The organism is Nocardia sp. CDC159 (assembly GCF_023740735.1).
GTDB lineage: Bacteria > Actinomycetota > Actinomycetes > Mycobacteriales > Mycobacteriaceae > Nocardia > Nocardia pulmonis.
This window is the reverse complement of record NZ_JAMRXH010000005.1, coordinates 401,724-418,148: the sequence shown is the minus strand read 5'-3', so window position 1 is coordinate 418,148 and position 16,425 is coordinate 401,724. Positions and strand designations below refer to the sequence as shown.

Here is a 16,425-nt window from a genome sequence, read left to right as displayed (position 1 = left end):
GGCCAGCGTGACAGAGGGCACCGACAAGTAGGGGCTCCGCGCCAGCCCTCGCACCCGTTCCGGCCGAAATCGCGGCGCGTCATCGGCGTGTCCGTCCGGACCGGGTGCGGCTGTGCGGCCGGTACGCCGCGGATGGCACGATAGGAGCCATGGCGCGACTCGACTATCAGGCTCTCAACTCGACCATTCGCTACCTGATGTTCTCGGTGTTCCAGGTGCAACCGGGCGTGCTGGGCGAGGACCGCGAGGCCGCGATCAAGGAGGCACGAGCGTTCTTCGACTCCCTGGCCGACCGGGGCGTCGTGGTGCGCGGGCTCTACGATGTCGCCGGGATGCGGGCTGACGCGGACTTCATGATCTGGACCCACGCCGAGCGCATCGAGGACCTGCAGTCCGCCTACGCCGACTTCCGCCGCACCACCGAACTGGGCCGGGCCAGCGCCCCGGTCTGGAGCAACGCGGCGCTGCACCGCCCGGCCGAATTCAACAAGAGCCACATCCCGGCGTTCCTGGCCGGTGAGGATCCGGGCGCCTACATCTGTGTCTACCCGTTCGTGCGGTCCTACGAGTGGTACCTGCTGCCCGACGAGGAGCGCCGCAAGATGCTGGCCGACCACGGCAAGGCCGCGCGTGGCTATCCGGACGTGCGGGCCAATACCGTCTCCTCGTTCGCCCTCGGCGACTACGAGTGGATCCTCGCCTTCGAGGCCCCCGAACTGCACCGCATTGTCGACCTCATGCGCGATCTGCGCGCCACCGAGGCCCGGCTGCACGTGCGCGAGGAGGTCCCGTTCTTCACCGGTCCGCGGGTCGAGGTCGAGCAGCTGATCACGGCGCTGCCCTGACCGCGGCCCCGGTAATTCGGGTCGTGCACCCCGAGGACCCGCACCGTAGGGTTCTCAGCGCGATGCGTCGTCCGAGGGGTGCAGACGCAACGCGATGGAGTTGATGCAGTACCGCTTGTCGGTGGGGGTGGGATAGCCCTCGCCCTCGAAGACGTGGCCGAGATGGCTGTGGCAGTTGGCGCACAGGACCTCCACCCGTCGCATGCCCAGCGAATTGTCCTCGCGCAGCAGGACCGCCTCGGACTTCGCCGGATCGAAGAACGACGGCCAGCCGCAGTGCGAATGGAACTTCTCGGTGCTGCGGAACAGCTCCGCGCCGCACGCCCGGCACGCGTACACACCCTCGGTTTCGGTATCGGTGTACTCGCCGGTGAACGCGCGCTCGGTGCCCGCCTGGCGCAGCACCGCGTACTCCTCGGGACTCAGCCGCGCCTTCCACTCCTGCGGTGTGAGCTGGATCTTCGGCGCGGGCAGGGACGTGTCGGAGTCGGAACTCATGAGCCGAGTCTAATGCGCGGCTAACCGAGCACGCCCGCTTGGCTTTTCGCGGCCTCGGCGGCGGGCTGGGTGCCGTTGCGGGCGGGCGGCGCGTCGGCATTCCAGGCATGGCGATCGGTGGTGCCGAGCAGGAACGCGGGTTCGATGCCCTGATCGAGGCGTCCCTCGCGCCGCGCGGCCAGATAGCGGTCGCCCAGCACGCAGAACACCACGATCAGCAGCAGACCCCAGCCGAAGGTGACCCGCAGATACTCCAGCGCGCGCCCGGTGCTCTGCCAGTGATCCAGCAGCCACTTGTCGTAGGTCATGAAGCCGAAGATCGCCAGCCAGGCGGGCCAGTTGCGCAGCACCGAATTGCGCAGTGCCACGGTCATCAGAAACGGGAACAGCATCATCGAGTAGTACTGCTGCCCCAGGCCCGACAGCAGGAACAGCGCGGTCAGAACGACCCCCGACACGGTGCACACGAAGAACAGTTCGTCGTCGCGGTAGTACCGGTACAGCAGCCACAGCGAGATCAGCACCAGCACGCCCATGACGATCCGAATGCCCCAGATCAGCCATACCGGCAGACCGTAATAGCTGGCGTTGCCCACGATCGCGCTGTTGAAGTAGTCGCGGTTCTTCATGAGGTAGGGCAGCGTCCGGCGCACGAAGTCCATCGGATCCTTGATGAGCGGCCAGGCGATGGCATTGAGGACGACGGGTACGGCCAGCGAGGTGATCAGCACGGTCCACTGCTTGCGCATGATCGGAATCAGCAGCATCGGCGACAGCGTCGGCTTGACCGCGATCGTCAGCCCCATCACCAGACCGGCGAGCACATCGCGCCGCCGCAGCAGCAGATGGATGAACACCACCTCGGCCAGCAGCAGGCAGCCGTTCACATTGCCGAAAGCCAGTGTGTTGATGACGGTTTCGGAGGCGAACATCAGCAGCAACAGCAGCGGCGCGACCGGCGAGGAGATCCGGAACTTGAACAGCCGCAGCAGCAGATACCAGGCCAGGACGATGGCCAGCGCGTTGAGCCCCATGAAGCACCACTTGGACTTCTCGGGGTCGATGATCGCCAGCGGCGCGATCAGCAGCGTCCCGCTGGGCGGGTAGAGGTAGTGCGGATCGACGTAGTCGAAGTTCTCGTTGTAGACGGCGCGGTTGTTCAGGAACGCCAGCGAGGCGCGGTAGACCGGCGCGAAGTCGTCGGTGATGGTGAAGTTGGTGGCCTTCACGAACACCTGGTGCAGCACGGTCATGATCGCGAACGGCCACAGGGCGAAGTTCAAGACCTCGGCGGTCGTGCGAGCGGTGCGTGGCTCGAGCTGACGAAACAACACTGGGGCACGGTACACCGGAAAGCCCGCCGGTGGTTGCGCGGACCCGCCGTCGGGGCGTGCCGCAGGACACTTTTCGCCGTCGACCCGTATCACCGCTCAGGCGGGGCAGGCGGTGCCGTCGGCGGGCAGCTTCGCATCCTTCAGGTATGCGTCGACGGCCTGCTGCGCGCAGCCGGAATGGGTGAGCACCGGATGGCCCCAGCCCTGCCAGCGCACGGTGGCCGTGGTCGCGCCCACGCGGCCCAGCGCACCGGTCACGGTCGGCAGCGCCTCGCCGCCGGTGACCGGATCGGCCGTGGTGCCCAGCAGCAGCACCGGCAGCGGCAACTTGTCCGGCAGTTGGGTCGGATTGGGCGTCGGCCAGGCGGCGCAGGTCATCAGCCGCACCGCGGCGTCCCGGCCGAATACCGGATACTGGGCGGCCCAGCCCCTTTCGAGCTCCCTGACCCGGTCGGGAGTGGCGGGCTGCTGATTGTCGCTGCACCGGGTGACGAACTGCCCGTCGGAGCCGATCGCCGCCGAAGCCCGCTGGACGAGTTGACCGATCGGGTGCCGATCGCCGCGTCCGGCGGCCGCGAGCGCGTCGGCGAGCTCGCCGACTCGGTCGGGCTGATCGGCGCGCGGATCGCCGAGGAAGGCGGAGACTGCGGTCAGCAGCGCGCCCGCGGACAGCTCGCCCAGACCGCCGCCGCGCGCCCGGTTCACCAGCTCGGTGATCGCACCGCGCGGATCGGCGCCGAGGGCGCAACCCATCGCGGCGCAGCGCTGCGCGAATCCGTCCAGCGCCGCCTCCGCTCCCCGGACCCGCTGTTCGGCGCGGGTGACCGCATCGGCGTCGACCGCCTGCGGGGCGTCCATGATCAGCCGGGCCAGATGGTCGCCGTACTTGGCGGCGTAACTGAGCGCGACCCGGGCACCGCTGCCGGTCCCGACGAGCGCGATCCGATCGACCTGCCACTGCTTGCGCAGCTGTTCGATGTCGTCGGCGGCGTGCGGCGCGTCGAAGGTGCGCTGATACGGCTGCAGGAAGTCCTGGCAGGCGACCGTGGCGTCCTGGCTGAACTTCATCATCGCCTCGATCGGATCGCCCGCGGCGAACTGACCGGCGTCGGTCATGCCGCGGCGGGACTCGAAGGGCATGCACTCGATCGCCTGCGACCCGCCCAGCCCGCGCCGATCCACCGCCACCACCGGATGTGCCGCCAGCACCGCCGAATTCGGCCCGGCGGCCAGTCCGGCGAGGGTCGCGGTGGAGGAGCGATCACCACCGGAGGTCAGCACCACAGGTGGCGCGTCGGCGGGGGTGTTCGCCAGTTTGGCGCGGGTGGCCGCGGTGCGGAAGGTGCCGAGCACCGAACCACCCGCATCGATGGGCGTGGAGTATTCGGCGCATTCGAAGACCACCCCGGCGGGCGGCGCGCCCAGCCCCAGCTTGTCGAACGTCGTCGCCGCGCAGTCGCGCCAGCGCAGATCGGTCTTGGGCAGCTCCAGCGCGGGCGGGGCGGGGGCGGTCGAGGTGGTCGCGGGCGCTGCGGCCTCGTGCGGCCGCTCCACGGCCACGCCGGGCCGGTTCGACGGGCCCGCACCGCAGGCGGCGGTGAGGACAACCGTCAGCGATGACGACACCAGCAGGGCGGCCCGACTCCAGCGCATGCGCTACAGCCTGCCAGGTTCGCCGGGCCGATTCAGCTCTGGGTGTGCCCGCGTTTCCAGCGGGTCAGCACCGTGCCGTCGTCGTCGAGCAGGGCGTGCCACAACCGCATCGGGGTCGGCAAGGCATTGGGCGACACCGCGATTCGACCCGCGGTACCGCCGACCAGCAGCGGCGACACGGTCAGGCACAGCTCGTCAACGGCCTCGGCGACGATCAGCTCGCCGAACAGCGAGGGCCCGCCCTCGCACAGCACCCGCAGCAGCCCGCGCTCGGCGAGGGCGGCGCGGATGCCCGCGGCGGGCACCGTCGTCTCGCCCACCTCGAGTACCTCGGCGCCCGCGGCGGCCAGCGCGTGCTTGCGCTCGGCGGGCGCGGCGGCGGTGGTGAGCACGATCGGCGGGCGGCTGGTGTCGGTGAACAGCCGCGCGGCCGGGTCCAGTGCCGCGCTCGCGGTGACGACCGCGATCGGCGGCGCCGCCCCGTCCTGCGCCCCGCCCAGGCCGTGGTGGAACAGCCGGATGCGCCGGAAGCTGTCGGTGCGGGCGCCGCCGTAGTTCTCCGTGCGCACGGTGCCCGCGCCGACCAGCACCACGTCGGCGAGATCGCGCAGAATTCCGAAGACGGTCTTGTCGGCCGGTCCGCCCAGGGCCCCGGACCGCCCGTCCAGCGTCATCGCACCGTCGATACTCGACACGAAGTTCACTCGGATCCACGGAGATTCGAGCCGCGTCGGATAGGCGTACAACCGCACCAGGTCGTCGGCGGCCAGCGTTGTGAACTGGATCGCATTGGGGACACGCTGCATAACGACCGATCACACCACGTCAGTAGGCTGTGCGGGTGCAGCAACACCTCGTCGATCGCAACCCGGAGGTTCCGGCCGATCAGCTCATCGCCCAGATGGTGCCCCCGCCCACCTTCGACGAGGTGAGCTTCGCCTCCTACCTTCCCGATCCCAAAGAGCCCAGCCAGGCCGAGGCCGTACGCAAGGCCGAGCAGTTCGCCGGGCAGGTCGCCAAGATCCACGCCGCGCAGGGCCGCAAGAGCCTGTTCGGCAAGAAGAAGCAGGTCGAGGGCGCGGGCCTGTATCTGGACGGTGGCTTCGGTGTCGGCAAGACCCACCTGTTGGCCTCGATCTTCCACGCCTCGCCCGCGCCGAAGTCGTTCGGCACCTTCGGTGAGGTGACCAACCTGGTGGGCGCGCTGGGCTTCACCAATGCCCTGGAACGGCTGTCGGGCAACAGCCTGCTGTGCATCGACGAGTTCGAACTCGACGATCCGGGCGACACCATGCTGGTGTCACGGTTGCTGACCGAGCTGACCGCGCGCGGGGTGTCTGTGGCCGCGACCTCCAATACGCTGCCGGATCAGCTGGGGGAGGGCCGGTTCGCCGCCCAGGACTTCCTGCGCGAGATCCGCAAGCTCGGCGCGCTGTTCGAGACCGTGCGCGTGGACGGCCCGGACTACCGCCACCGCGATCTGCCGCCCGCGCCGGAGCCGACCGCGCCCGCGGCGCTGGCCGAAAAGGCCGCCGCGACACCGAATTCCACCCTCGACGACTTCGACGCGCTGCTGCGGCATCTGAGCACCCTGCACCCGTCGCGCTACGGCGCGCTGATCTCCGGGGTGTCGGCGGTCTTCGTCTCCGATGTGCATACGGTGACCGATCAGGCCGTGGCGTTGCGCGTGGTGGTCCTGGCCGACCGGCTCTACGACGCCGGTATCCCGGTCACGGTGTCCGGGGTGAAGCTGGACAAGATCTTCTCCGAGGAGATGCTGGGCGGCGGCTACCGCAAGAAGTATCTGCGCGCGATCTCGCGACTGCTGGCGCTGTCGCGCTTCGAGGTACCGGCCGCCTGACCGAGCGACCGCTCGGTGTACGGTGGCGGCGATCCGAATGTACGACCGTCCAGTTCGGGCGCGTCGATTCGAATATGGGAGTTGCCATGGCCCACCGTCCCGTTCGCGTCACCGCGGCGCTGGCCGCGAGCCTCGCCCTCGCCCTGGGACCCGCGGTCGGTACCGCACTGGCCGCCGACCCGCCCGCCGCGACGAGTTCGGTGCTCAGCGGACTCGACGATCGCTCGCTGCATCTGCAGGGCGTGCTCAACGCCCGCGATCTGGGCGGCTACCGCGCGAGCGACGGCCGCGTCGTCCGCTCCGGCCTGGTCCTGCGCAGCGGCGAACTGAGCCGGGCCACCGACGCCGACCTGGCCGCCCTCACCGACCGCGAGGTGCGATACGTCGACGATCTGCGCATGGGCATCGAGCGGGCCATCGCCCCCGACCGCATTCCCGCGGGCGCCCAGTCGAATTGGGACGACATCATCGGCCGAGCCGCCCCGCAGACCATGGCCACGGCCTTCGCCGCCGGCCCGGATCTGTACCGCGCGTTCATCACCGCCCCCGGCGCGAACGAGGGCTTCGCCGCCGTGTTGCACGACATCCTTGCCACCGACGGCGCGGTCCTCTATCACTGCACCGCGGGCAAGGACCGCACCGGCTGGATGTCCGCGATCCTGCTGACCATCCTGGGCGTGGACCGCCAGACGGTCACCTACGACTACCTGCTGTCGAACTACTACCGCGACGCCGCCCCCGGCGACGGCCTCAACGGCGTCGTCCCCGCCGCCCTCGACGCCGCCTTCACCCAGGTCGACCAGACCTACGGCTCCTTCGCCGACTACGTCCGCGACGGCCTGAAGCTCACCGACGCCGACGTCGCCGCCTTGCGGGCCAAACTGCTGGCCTGATTCCGCGTACGGCGGATTCGCTTCCAGCTGGACGAAATTTAGTTAACAGACGTAAGATCTTTGTGGCCATGGTCACGAAGATCGATCGCTGCTCGTTGCGTCACAGCTGGTTCTACTTGCCGGAGGAATGCCGTGCGTACTGATGGGGATACCTGGGACATCGTGAGCAGCGTCGGGGCGACCGCGCTCGGCGTCGCCGCGGCCCGCGCGATGGAGACCGCGCAGCCGGACGCGCTGGTGCGCGACGAGTATGCCGCCTGGTTCGTCGCGGCCTCGGGCCACGAGGGGATGAATCGGTGGCTCGCCGATCCCGCGCGCAGGGAGTCGCCGCTGATGTCGGGGATGATCGGCCTGCGCACCAGGTTCTACGACGACCACTTCCTGACCGCGGGCGCGGCGGGCGTGCGGCAGGCGGTGATCGTGGCCGCGGGCCTGGACGCGCGCGCCTACCGGCTGCCCTGGCCCGCGGGCACGGTCGTGTTCGAACTCGATCAGCCCAAGGTGCTCGAGTTCAAGCGGCGGGTGCTCGACGACCATGGCGCGACCCCGGCCGCGGACCGGCGCGAGGTCGCGGTGGATCTGCGCGACGACTGGCCCGCCGCCCTGCTCGACGCGGGCTTCGATCCGACCGTGCCCACCGCCTGGACCGCCGAGGGCCTGCTGCCGTATTTGCCCGGCGCGGCGCAGGATTCGCTGTTCGCACGCATCGAAGGGCTGTCGGCGCCCGGCAGCGGCCTGGCCCTCGACGCGCTGAACAACTACCACGATCTCGACCGAGTGGCCGAGTTCCAGGAGCACCTGCGCGATACGCCGCTGGCCGAGATCGATGTGCGCGCTCTGTTCTACACCGACGACCGCACCGAACCGGAGGATTGGTTCGCCGCGCGCGGCTGGACGGCGAATTCGCTGACCGTGCCCGAACTCTCGGTCCGCTACGAGCGCGAGCTGCCGCCGATCCCGGACCCGTTCCGGCAGATGACGATCGGCTCCCGCTACGTCACGCTCGCCAAGCCGCTCACAGCACCCGCTGCATGACGAAGTCCTGACAGAGCCGGGTCCCGAGGGTGAAGGTCTTCACCCCGACCCGATCGAACCCGTGCTTGCCGTAGAACCGCTGGGCGCGCTCGTTCTCCTGATTGACGCCCAGCCACACGACCGCGTACCCGCCGCGCCGCGCGGTGTCGACGGCCGCCGCCATCAGCGCCGTCGACACCCCGCTGCCGTGCTGGCCCGGCAGCACGTACATCTTGTTGATCTCGATGGCCGGGCGCGACCGAACCACCCGAGCCACATCGGGATCGGCGGGCTCGCCCGCGATAAGCATCGCGTAACCCACGATCTCCCCATTCGCGACCGCTTTCAGCACCGTCCGATCCGGATCGCTCAGGTAGTCCCCGAACCGCTCCGCCGACAACACTCCCACGACGAAGGCCTCGACATCCTCGGCCAGCATCCCCGGCGGGCACGCCAGCGGAAACGTCGCCGCCGCCACGGCGCTGAGCGCCTCGGCATCCCACAGCCCGGCCCGGTCCACGATGACAGGAGTGTCGATCACGCTCTCATCGCACCACATCCACACGCCGCGGCGATGGCCGCGGTGTCCCAGTAGAACGGCCGCACCTCGCTGATCCGCCCGTCGACGACGGTGATCGTCTGCAGAATCGGAAACTCCAGTTCGCGGCCGGTGGCTCGGGCCCGGGCCCGCACCCGGGTGAGCATGACGAGCGGCCCGCTCTCGCTCAGATAGCGCTGCTCGGCCAGCTCGAACTTCTCCCAGGTATCACTCATGGCGAGAAAGAACTTCTCCATCCCCGCGTGCCCGCGCCAGATTCCGCCGTAGGGCAGCGAATCGGCCTGATGCAGCACCACATCGGCGGCGAAATAGGGGGCCAGCAGGTCGAACGACGCCATCCCCGGCCCGCCCGCGGCCAGATACCGCTCCTCCGCCTGGTACATGCCCGCGAGTACGGCCCTGTCCGAAATCATCATGACGCTTACGATGCCGCCGCTCGATCGCGAGTGCTGGCGGGTATCCGTCGCCGCGCTCGGAGGGGCGGTGGCGATTCCGGTTCGAAGATCGGCCCGATGCGTAGGCTGGATGGATGACAGCGATGCGTCTGTTGGCCGGATTCAATCGTCGCGTGACCAATCCGGGCTTCCGGGTGCTGGCCAGGCGGGTCGCGGGATACGCGAACGTGGTGCACACCGGTCGGCGCTCGGGGCGGACCTATCGCACGCCGGTCGGGATCACCTGGGACGGCGATCAGCTGCTGGTGGCCGTGAACTACGGGCGGCGCAGCGACTGGGTGTGCAATGTGCTTGCGGCCGAACGCTTCCGGCTCGAGCACCGGGGCCGCGAGATCCCGATGGACCGCCCGCAGCTGGAACTGATCGGCGGGCGCTACTTCCTGATCGCGGACAAGGCACAGGCGTGAACGAAGAACAGATCACCGTGTACTGGCGCTGGTGGTGCACCTACTGCCTGCGTCTCGGATTCGCCCTGCGCCGCGCGGGAATCCGCTTTCACAAAATCGATATCACCAGGGACGAGGCCGCCGCCGCGGATCTGCGCACGCTCACCGGCGGCGACGAGATCACCCCCACGGTCCTGGTGCGCGGCCGGGTGCTGATCAATCCGAGCGTCGCCGAGATCCGAAAGGCACTGTCCGGCTGAGCCGTCGGCACGCTCAGCGGGTGTGAAAGAGGCGTGCGGAGAATTGAACACCGCCCGCATATTCGTGCTCGCGTCGACCACGCCGATCGTGACCCCGTAGCCGCCGAGTGCCACAAACCACACCGCCACGGTCGGCGCAGCCGCGATGCCCACGCCGGTGGCCGTGATGAGCCCCAACCCGATCCGCAGCGCCACCCGGCTCGACCAGTGCACCGCAAGTCGTTCCGCGAGCAGGCTGCCCCACGCCGCCAGCAGTGCGACCGACACCACCGAGAGCGCAACCGTGCCGCCGCTGAGCCCGAACCGATCTCGCTGCTGCGGCAGTCGGTCATGACGACGGCGAGGAAGAAGCCCTGCAGTCCGAACGCCACCGAATTCGCCACCCGGGCCACCCGCGGCGGTGCCGAGACCCGCGCCGGGGCGGTCGAAGTCATTCGCGAAGCCTACCGACCGCCGGGTGTCGAATCCGAGACCAACCGGCGGAGATTGATTACGCTGCGCTCCCGTTTGGGTAACGAATCCGGTCAGGTCGACGTGAAGGGCCGTGATCTTTACGGCACTCTGGAGGGAGCGGGTCGCATCGGCTCGCGGGTGCACGGTGTAGGGGAAGTGGTCGCGTGAGCACGAAGGAACGGGCCGAGATCGGCGGGCATGCGGTGGTACTGGCCCCGGATCCGATCGATCTGCCGGTGGTGAAACCGAATCCGCGTGGTCACGAGCCGGGGGAGCGGTGCCGGGAAGCCGATTGCGGTAACTGCCACTGGGATGTGCAGCGACTCAAATACTGGCTACGCGGCTGGTTGCTGGCCTGCGGCGCCGACGATGCCGAGGTCGATCGCCCGCTCGGTGCGCAGACGCCGAGTGTGCTGTGGCGCAACGGTTCTCGGCTGTACGCGATCGAGGTGCGCAGCGCGCCGGTCTCGCTGACCGAGGCGCAGGAGCGCACCGCCCGGCTGCGCGCGGTGGGGTGTGACGAGGTGCTGTGGCTGTGCCCGCCCGGATTCTGGGTGCCCCGGCTACCGGCCCTCGGCGTCGACGATTTCGCCCCGTCGGTCTGCCGGTATCAGGCCGTGTCCGGAATGCTCGCGACCGTACCGGCGGGCGTGGTGGAACCGCACGAAAGGCCCTGGCCGGTCCGGGATTTCATCGAGGGCTGGGTGGCCGGTGAGCTGGCCTGGGGATATCGCGACGAAACCACGGGAGGGTGGGCAACGGTGGCCGACTGGGAGCAGCACACGCGCGCGCAGGCGCTCGTCATCGCGCAGCAGCGCCAGGAACTCATGCATCAGCGCACGGCATTGGCGCTGGCGCGCAAGGCGACCCGGGACAAGGCCAAGCAGGTACACAAGCTGCTGGGCCGACTCGAGCGCGCCGAACAGGTCGTCGAGCAACTCGACTCCGCGCGCCGTCGCCTCGCCGATCACGACCGCGTCGACGCCACCCTGCGCGTGACCATCGCCAAACAGCGTGAGGCCCTGGTGCACTGGCAGCTGATCACGTGCTTCGCGATGCTGGTGATCGTCGCCTTCATCGCCGCGGGCATCCTGCTGCACTGAGCGCGGCCGCGGTCACTGCAGGGCGCGCCCCGCCAGGACCGAGGTCGCGGTCCCGCCGACCGCGCAGCCGACCACGATCGCCCAGGCCAACGGTCCCAACGGAACACAGCCGAAGAAGCTGTTCACCCCGGGCGTCATGATGATAGCCGCCAGCAGCGCGGTGCTGCCCGCGACCGTCGCCCAGACCAGTCGGCTGTGTCTGCCGATGACCAGGGTCTGGCCGAGCTGGGTGCCGATCAGCGCGGCCAGCGCCATGGTCTCGGCGCGGCGGCGCCTGCCGGTGTAGCGGCCCAGCAGCCAGGCGGCCCCGGCCCCGGTGGTGGTGCACGCGCCGCGCACGGCCACCGCACGCAGGAAGTCGCCACCGATCTCCGGCGGCGGCCCGAGGCTGGGTTGTTCCGAATCGGCCGGGCGGGGTGGGCTGTCGGACAGGGCGACCGCCATCGCCGGGCCCAGATCGGTCAGCAGGTTGACCACCAGGAACTGCCGGGTCCCGATCGGCGCCCGACCCGACAGCAGCGTGCCGAGCACGGTGAACGCCACCTCGCCCGCATTGCCGCCGACGAGCACCCCGATCGCGTCGCGCACCCGCTGCCACATGCCCCGGCCCTCGGCGAGCGCATCGCGCAGCAGGCTCAGATTCGAGCTCCCACCCGACTCCGGCTGGGTGAGAATGAGGTCCGCGGCCTCGCGGGCGGCCACCGAACCCCGCGCGGCCAGCCCGATGCCGACGTCGGCGGTGCGGATCGCGGCCGCGTCGTTGCTGCCGTCGCCGGTCATCGCCACCACGTGCCCGCGCCGCTGCAGGGCGGCCACGATGCGCACCTTGTGCTCCGGCGACACCCGCGCGAAAACCGTTGCCCGTTCGATCAGTGCGGCCTGTTCGTCCTCGTCGAGGGCATCGATATCGGCGCCGGTGACGGCCACCTCGGCCGGAATGCCGAGCTGTTCGGCGATGGCGCGAGCGGTCACCGGATGGTCCCCGGTGATCATCCGCACCGCGATGTCGTTGTGCGCCAGCTCATCCACCAGCGGCCGGGCCTGCGGGCGCGGGCTGTCGGCGATGCCGATGAAGCCGAGCAGGGTGAGCTGTTCGATCTCCTCGGTGACATCGTCGGGGGCGGTGGCGAAGTCGCGTCGGGCGACCACCAACACCCGAAGCCCGCGTTCGGCCAGCCGCCGCACCGTCCGCTCCGCATCGGCTCGGTCCGCCGCGCCGAACGAGGCGACCTTGCGCCGGGGACCGTCGGCGCGCAACACCTGCGCGCAGCGTGGCAGCAGCACCTCGGGCGCGCCCTTGACCGCCAGCCGCAGGTGATGGGCGGTGTGCCCGATGGTGGCGGCATAGCCGCGGAAGCTCTCGAACGGGATCTCCTCGATGGGATCCCACTTGTGGGCGGCCTTCTCGCCGAGGAAGGCGTCGGCGGCCTCCACCACCGCGCGATCGGTGGCGTGCACGATCGGCCCGTCGTCGGGATTGGGGCAGGCCCGGGCCGCCGCGCGCAGCAGCCGCCGGGTCTCCGGCGAATCCCCGGCCTGTTCGGTGTCCCAGTCCTCGTCGAGATCGGCGAGCGCGACCAGGCGCAACCGGCCCTCGGTGAGCGTGCCGGTCTTGTCGAAACAGACGGTGTCGACCCGACCCAGCGCCTCGATGGTGCGGCTGGAGCGCACCAGCACCCCGTGCCGGGACAACCGCCGCGTCGCAGACAGCTGCGCGACCGTGGCGACCAGCGGCAGCCCCTCCGGCACGGCGGCCACGGCCACGGCCAGGCCGTCGGCGAGCGCCGGGCGCAGCGGCAGCCCGCGCAGGAAACTCGTCACGGTGACGGCGGTTCCGCCGCCGAGGGTGAACGGCAGCACCCGTTCGGTGAGGATGCGCAGCTGGGCCTGCACACCACCGGCCGGTGGCGGCCCGGCGACCGCCAGCGCCCGCCCGGCCTCGGTGCCGGATCCGACCGCGACCACCACCGCCCGCGCCGCGCCGTTGACGACCACACTGCCCTCGAACACCATGCAGGCTCGATCCGCCAGCGCCGCACCGGGTGTCGCGGCGACCTGCTTCTCGACGGTCACCGATTCGCCGGTCAGCCCGGACTCGTCGACCTCCAGCCCGGCGCTCTCCAGCAGCCGGGCATCGGCCGGCACCACCTCGCCGGAGCGCAGCGCGATGACGTCGCCGGGGCGCAATTCCGTTGCCGGAAGCTGCTTTTCGACATCGTCGATGATCACCCGCGCCTGTAGCCGCTCCCCGACCAGCAGCCGGTGCAGCGACAGCCGGGCGCGGCGGCGCTGCATGGCCGAGACGACGGCATTGAGACCCAGCACCGAGCCCACCAGCAGCGCGTCGGTCGGCGAACCCAGCAGCGCGGAGGCGACCGCGCCCACCGCCAGCAGCGGTGTCATCGGATCGGCCAGTTCGCGGCGGACATGGCGGGCCAGATCGACCATCGTGGCCGCGGGCGCGGCGAGGCGGCCAGCGAACAGCTCGCCCGCGGCCGACAGGCGCGACGGGGGTTCGGGAGTCTCGCGGCGCGGCGCGGGCAATCGGGCCAGCACCTCGTCGGATTCCAAGGCGTGCCAGGGCACCAGCGGCACCTCGGACGGTACCGCGGCCCGCGCGGCCCGGCGGCCGCCGAACAGTGCGGTGACCGAGCCGATCATCGTCGCCGCCCACACCGGGGTGGTGGCCCGCGCGGCCCGGCTCTGCCGCGGACCCGACGCCAGCAGCAGCCCCGCCAGGGTGGCCGCCGACAGGGTGAGCACTCGCCCGCGCTCGCTGACCTCCCGCGCCGGTCCGGCGGCGGCAATGATCCGGTGCGCACAGCCCAGATCCGGGCATACGACATCGGCCTGCCATGGAATGCGAACCATTCCGTCGGAGCCGCGCACGGCGATGCCGATGCCCAGATCGGCCGCCCCGAGCCCGCGGTGGGCCTGGCCGCTCAGGACCGCGACCACATGTCCCTGCCGCTGCAACCGCCGCACCAGCCCCGACACCGACTCGCCGGCCCGCACGAATTCGTCCGCGCTGCGCCGCAATTCACCGGTGCCCGCATCGCCGATGAGCACCACCCGCAGCCCCGCCTTCCGCGCCGCGGCAAGCAGTCCCACCGCCTCCGGATGCGGCTCGCGTCCGATCAGCGCCCGGCCCACGGCCCGTCCGCGCTCGCGCAGCACGAACCACCGCGGATCCTCGCCGCTCGGGGGCGCGGCGTTGTCTCGAGCTGCGCCGGACCCGTCGGTCGAGTCCGGCTGCCCCGGTTGCGAATTCGCGCCCTCGGTCGCTTCGGCCCCGTCCGGTGCGGGATGTTCCGCAATCAACTCCAGACCGTCGCGATGCCGCCCGCGTGGGGGAGGGATGGGCAGATCGCCACCTTCGCGCCAGAGCAGGCGTTGGGCCACGCTCCATACCTGTTCGGTCGGCCAGTCGTCGTTCTCGGACTCCGCGGCCAGCACCACCGACCGCTCGCCGCGCACGGCATGGCGGTCGACGACGATCGCCGAGACCCGGTCCAGGCGTCGCCAGGCCTGTGGGTCGAGGGTCAGCACACCGCGGCCGGCGAGGATGGTGGCCAGGGTTCCGGCGAAGATCTCCCGCCCGGCCCGCGCCGCCTTCGGCACCCCGGCCGCGACCGCGTCGGCGGCGTCGGAACTGCCCCGGCCCCCGGTGAGCGCGGCCATGGAGGCCAGTGCCGAGACGCTGGAAACCTGGTCGGCGCAGCGCTCGACCGGTCCGCGGGGCAGCGGCACCGGCCGTGGTTCGGGGTTCCGGCATTGCGGCACACCAGGGTGGTTCGGCTCGGTCACCAGATCGTCCCAGCGTCGCCACTGCGCGTAGCGGGCGCCCGCCTCGATCAATCGCACGGTGCGCTGCACCGCATCGGCCAGCAGCCCGGCGACCTCGGCGTCCATGGCCTTGCCCAGCGCATTGCCGACCGTGATCACGGTATCGGCGCGATGGCGGCCCAGTTGCGTCTCGAGCAGCCCGCGCAACCGGGGCTGCCCGTCGACCAGGGCGACCGCGGCCCGCAGCGCCTGCGCGGGCGGCCGCATCGGCAGGGCCCGCCCCGCCAGGGCCGCGCTCAGCCCGAGCACGTCCGCCGCGAGTTGCAGTGCGGAGGTCAGGACGGGTTCGGCGTCGGCGGGATGTTCGACGGTGCGGACCCACGGCCGGTCCGCGGTCCCGGCGGACTCCTCGGCGCGTTCGAGGATCGTCGCGAGCCGATCCGTCGACAGCCGATCCGAATCCGCCGCGACCGTCACCCGTCCGGTCGCGGCATTGACCTGGAACCAGTGCACTCCCGGCGCCCGATCGAGATGCCGGTGCAGCGCAGCGCCGATCCGCCCACCGTCGTCTCCGCGCAGACCACGCACCTCGGCGTGGATCCGGTTGTCGCGGACGGTGATCCGGCGCTGGTGGCGCTGCCGCCGTGGATCCAGCAGGGTCGGCATTTCGCGGCCGAATCCGTCGGTGAGCTCGGTGATCAGCTCGGCGACGCCCGGATCGAGGGCGCGGGTCGCCGCGGCGACCGGCTTGCGGACCAGGCCCAGCGTCGCACCGGTCACGGCCAGCGGCAGGCGAATCGGTGCGGTGGCGATCGTGCGTAGTGATGCCATCATTTGGTGCCGTGTGCGGGTCGGGAGCGGCCGGAGGTCTTGCGCGGCTGTGCCGAGGCGGGCCGCCTCGTCCGCGCGGGCGCGGCGCTCTTGGTTTCCGTCCGCGGTTTCGGTGCCGAATCCTGTTGGGCGGGTTGGTCTTTACCCCGCCGCGCCAGATAGGCGATTCCGGCAATACCGCTCGCCGCGGCCACCACCGGCCATTCGACCAGCCCGACCACCCCGGCGGCGGCGACGCCGAGCGCGGTGGCGGTCGGCGCGTCCATGCCCCGGCGGGCGCCGGAGACCGCGCCGGAGACCATGCCGCGCGCGGCCCCCGTGGTCGCCCCCACCGCCGCGCCCCCGACCGTGCCGACCGCCTTACCGGCCGCGGATGCCGTGGCGCCCAACGCCTTCGCAGTGCCCGATGCAATGCTCATGATCATTTCCAGTCCTCGGAATTATCGCGATGTGCTGGACGTAACCGCAGATGAGCAAGGCAAACATGGCGGCGG

At 70.7% G+C, this 16,425-nt stretch carries 16 protein-coding genes; 8 read left to right on the top strand and 8 right to left on the bottom strand.

The window, feature by feature from the left end; genetic code table 11:
- Window positions 1-149 precede the first annotated feature (149 nt).
- A complete protein-coding gene (gene hemQ, locus NDR87_RS14445; RefSeq protein ID WP_251911935.1) occupies window positions 150-845 on the top strand; it encodes a hydrogen peroxide-dependent heme synthase in 696 nt (231 codons plus the stop codon).
- Between the two features lie 54 nt (window positions 846-899).
- Here the strand turns inward: hemQ and msrB are convergent, their stop codons facing one another.
- From msrB to NDR87_RS14425, 4 genes are all read right to left on the bottom strand, one after another.
- A complete protein-coding gene (gene msrB, locus NDR87_RS14440; RefSeq protein WP_251911936.1) occupies window positions 900-1,343 on the bottom strand; it encodes a peptide-methionine (R)-S-oxide reductase MsrB in 444 nt (147 codons plus the stop codon).
- A gap of 20 nt (window positions 1,344-1,363) precedes the next feature.
- Window positions 1,364-2,677: a glycosyltransferase family 87 protein gene (locus NDR87_RS14435; RefSeq protein WP_251911937.1), complete on the bottom strand. Its 1,314-nt coding sequence runs from the start codon at window positions 2,675-2,677 to the stop codon at window positions 1,364-1,366.
- A gap of 96 nt (window positions 2,678-2,773) precedes the next feature.
- Window positions 2,774-4,330 carry an alpha/beta hydrolase gene (locus NDR87_RS14430; protein WP_251911938.1) on the bottom strand — a complete coding sequence of 519 codons (1,557 nt, stop codon included), beginning with the start codon at window positions 4,328-4,330 and terminating at the stop codon, window positions 2,774-2,776.
- Between the two features lie 32 nt (window positions 4,331-4,362).
- Window positions 4,363-5,136: a pyrimidine reductase family protein gene (locus NDR87_RS14425; protein WP_251911939.1), complete on the bottom strand. Its 774-nt coding sequence runs from the start codon at window positions 5,134-5,136 to the stop codon at window positions 4,363-4,365.
- Between the two features lie 35 nt (window positions 5,137-5,171).
- Between NDR87_RS14425 and zapE the strand changes: the two genes are divergently transcribed.
- The 3 genes from zapE to NDR87_RS14410 all read left to right on the top strand — a co-directional run bounded on the left by zapE (window position 5,172) and on the right by NDR87_RS14410 (window position 8,119).
- Window positions 5,172-6,191, top strand: coding sequence for a cell division protein ZapE (zapE, locus tag NDR87_RS14420; protein ID WP_251911940.1), 1,020 nt, complete (start codon window positions 5,172-5,174; stop codon window positions 6,189-6,191).
- A gap of 86 nt (window positions 6,192-6,277) precedes the next feature.
- A complete protein-coding gene (locus NDR87_RS14415; protein WP_251911941.1) occupies window positions 6,278-7,084 on the top strand; it encodes a tyrosine-protein phosphatase in 807 nt (268 codons plus the stop codon).
- 132 nt (window positions 7,085-7,216) lie between these two features.
- Window positions 7,217-8,119: a class I SAM-dependent methyltransferase gene (locus tag NDR87_RS14410; RefSeq protein WP_251911942.1), complete on the top strand. Its 903-nt coding sequence runs from the start codon at window positions 7,217-7,219 to the stop codon at window positions 8,117-8,119.
- Here NDR87_RS14410 and NDR87_RS14405 read toward each other — a convergent pair.
- Together NDR87_RS14405 and NDR87_RS14400 are read right to left on the bottom strand one after the other, a co-directional pair.
- A complete protein-coding gene (locus NDR87_RS14405) occupies window positions 8,100-8,657 on the bottom strand; it encodes a GNAT family N-acetyltransferase (protein WP_251911943.1) in 558 nt (185 codons plus the stop codon). The two genes, NDR87_RS14410 and NDR87_RS14405, sit on opposite strands and share 20 nt — an antisense overlap.
- A complete protein-coding gene (locus tag NDR87_RS14400; RefSeq protein ID WP_251911944.1) occupies window positions 8,636-9,073 on the bottom strand; it encodes a nuclear transport factor 2 family protein in 438 nt (145 codons plus the stop codon). The genes NDR87_RS14405 and NDR87_RS14400 overlap by 22 nt, the downstream gene beginning before the upstream one ends.
- Before the next feature lie 113 nt (window positions 9,074-9,186).
- Here NDR87_RS14400 and NDR87_RS14395 point away from each other — a divergent pair, with 113 nt between their 5' ends.
- From NDR87_RS14395 to NDR87_RS14380, 4 genes are all read left to right on the top strand, one after another.
- Complete coding sequence (locus NDR87_RS14395; protein ID WP_251911945.1) at window positions 9,187-9,519, top strand: nitroreductase/quinone reductase family protein; 333 nt, start codon at window positions 9,187-9,189, stop codon at window positions 9,517-9,519.
- Complete coding sequence (locus tag NDR87_RS14390; protein WP_251911946.1) at window positions 9,516-9,758, top strand: glutaredoxin domain-containing protein; 243 nt, start codon at window positions 9,516-9,518, stop codon at window positions 9,756-9,758. Before NDR87_RS14395 ends, NDR87_RS14390 begins: the two co-directional genes overlap by 4 nt.
- 330 nt (window positions 9,759-10,088) lie before the next feature.
- Entirely contained in the window at window positions 10,089-10,379 is a 291-nt protein-coding gene (locus NDR87_RS14385) for a hypothetical protein (RefSeq protein WP_251911947.1), read from the top strand.
- The gene (locus NDR87_RS14380) at window positions 10,376-11,314 is read left to right on the top strand and encodes a hypothetical protein (RefSeq protein WP_251911948.1); all 939 of its coding nucleotides are present in this window, start codon (window positions 10,376-10,378) and stop codon (window positions 11,312-11,314) included. Before NDR87_RS14385 ends, NDR87_RS14380 begins: the two co-directional genes overlap by 4 nt.
- Before the next feature lie 12 nt (window positions 11,315-11,326).
- On the opposite strand, the gene NDR87_RS14375 is transcribed toward NDR87_RS14380, so the two are convergent.
- Window positions 11,327-15,934: a cation-translocating P-type ATPase gene (locus NDR87_RS14375; protein ID WP_251911949.1), complete on the bottom strand. Its 4,608-nt coding sequence runs from the start codon at window positions 15,932-15,934 to the stop codon at window positions 11,327-11,329.
- The gene (locus tag NDR87_RS14370; RefSeq protein WP_251911950.1) at window positions 15,931-16,350 is read right to left on the bottom strand and encodes a hypothetical protein; all 420 of its coding nucleotides are present in this window, start codon (window positions 16,348-16,350) and stop codon (window positions 15,931-15,933) included. Before NDR87_RS14370 ends, NDR87_RS14375 begins: the two co-directional genes overlap by 4 nt.
- Window positions 16,351-16,425: the final 75 nt, after the last annotated feature.

Coding starts and splice junctions, on each gene's coding strand:
- NDR87_RS14425 (WP_251911939.1), bottom strand. CDS start 5,136: ATGCAGCGTGTCCCCAATGCGATCCAGTTCACAACGCTGGCCGCCGAC.
- NDR87_RS14395 (WP_251911945.1), top strand. CDS start 9,187: ATGACAGCGATGCGTCTGTTGGCCGGATTCAATCGTCGCGTGACCAAT.
- NDR87_RS14385 (WP_251911947.1), top strand. CDS start 10,089: ATGACGACGGCGAGGAAGAAGCCCTGCAGTCCGAACGCCACCGAATTC.
- msrB (WP_251911936.1), bottom strand. CDS start 1,343: ATGAGTTCCGACTCCGACACGTCCCTGCCCGCGCCGAAGATCCAGCTC.
- NDR87_RS14400 (WP_251911944.1), bottom strand. CDS start 9,073: ATGATGATTTCGGACAGGGCCGTACTCGCGGGCATGTACCAGGCGGAG.
- NDR87_RS14405 (WP_251911943.1), bottom strand. CDS start 8,657: ATGTGGTGCGATGAGAGCGTGATCGACACTCCTGTCATCGTGGACCGG.
- NDR87_RS14375 (WP_251911949.1), bottom strand. CDS start 15,934: ATGATGGCATCACTACGCACGATCGCCACCGCACCGATTCGCCTGCCG.
- NDR87_RS14370 (WP_251911950.1), bottom strand. CDS start 16,350: ATGAGCATTGCATCGGGCACTGCGAAGGCGTTGGGCGCCACGGCATCC.
- NDR87_RS14415 (WP_251911941.1), top strand. CDS start 6,278: ATGGCCCACCGTCCCGTTCGCGTCACCGCGGCGCTGGCCGCGAGCCTC.
- hemQ (WP_251911935.1), top strand. CDS start 150: ATGGCGCGACTCGACTATCAGGCTCTCAACTCGACCATTCGCTACCTG.
- NDR87_RS14430 (WP_251911938.1), bottom strand. CDS start 4,330: ATGCGCTGGAGTCGGGCCGCCCTGCTGGTGTCGTCATCGCTGACGGTT.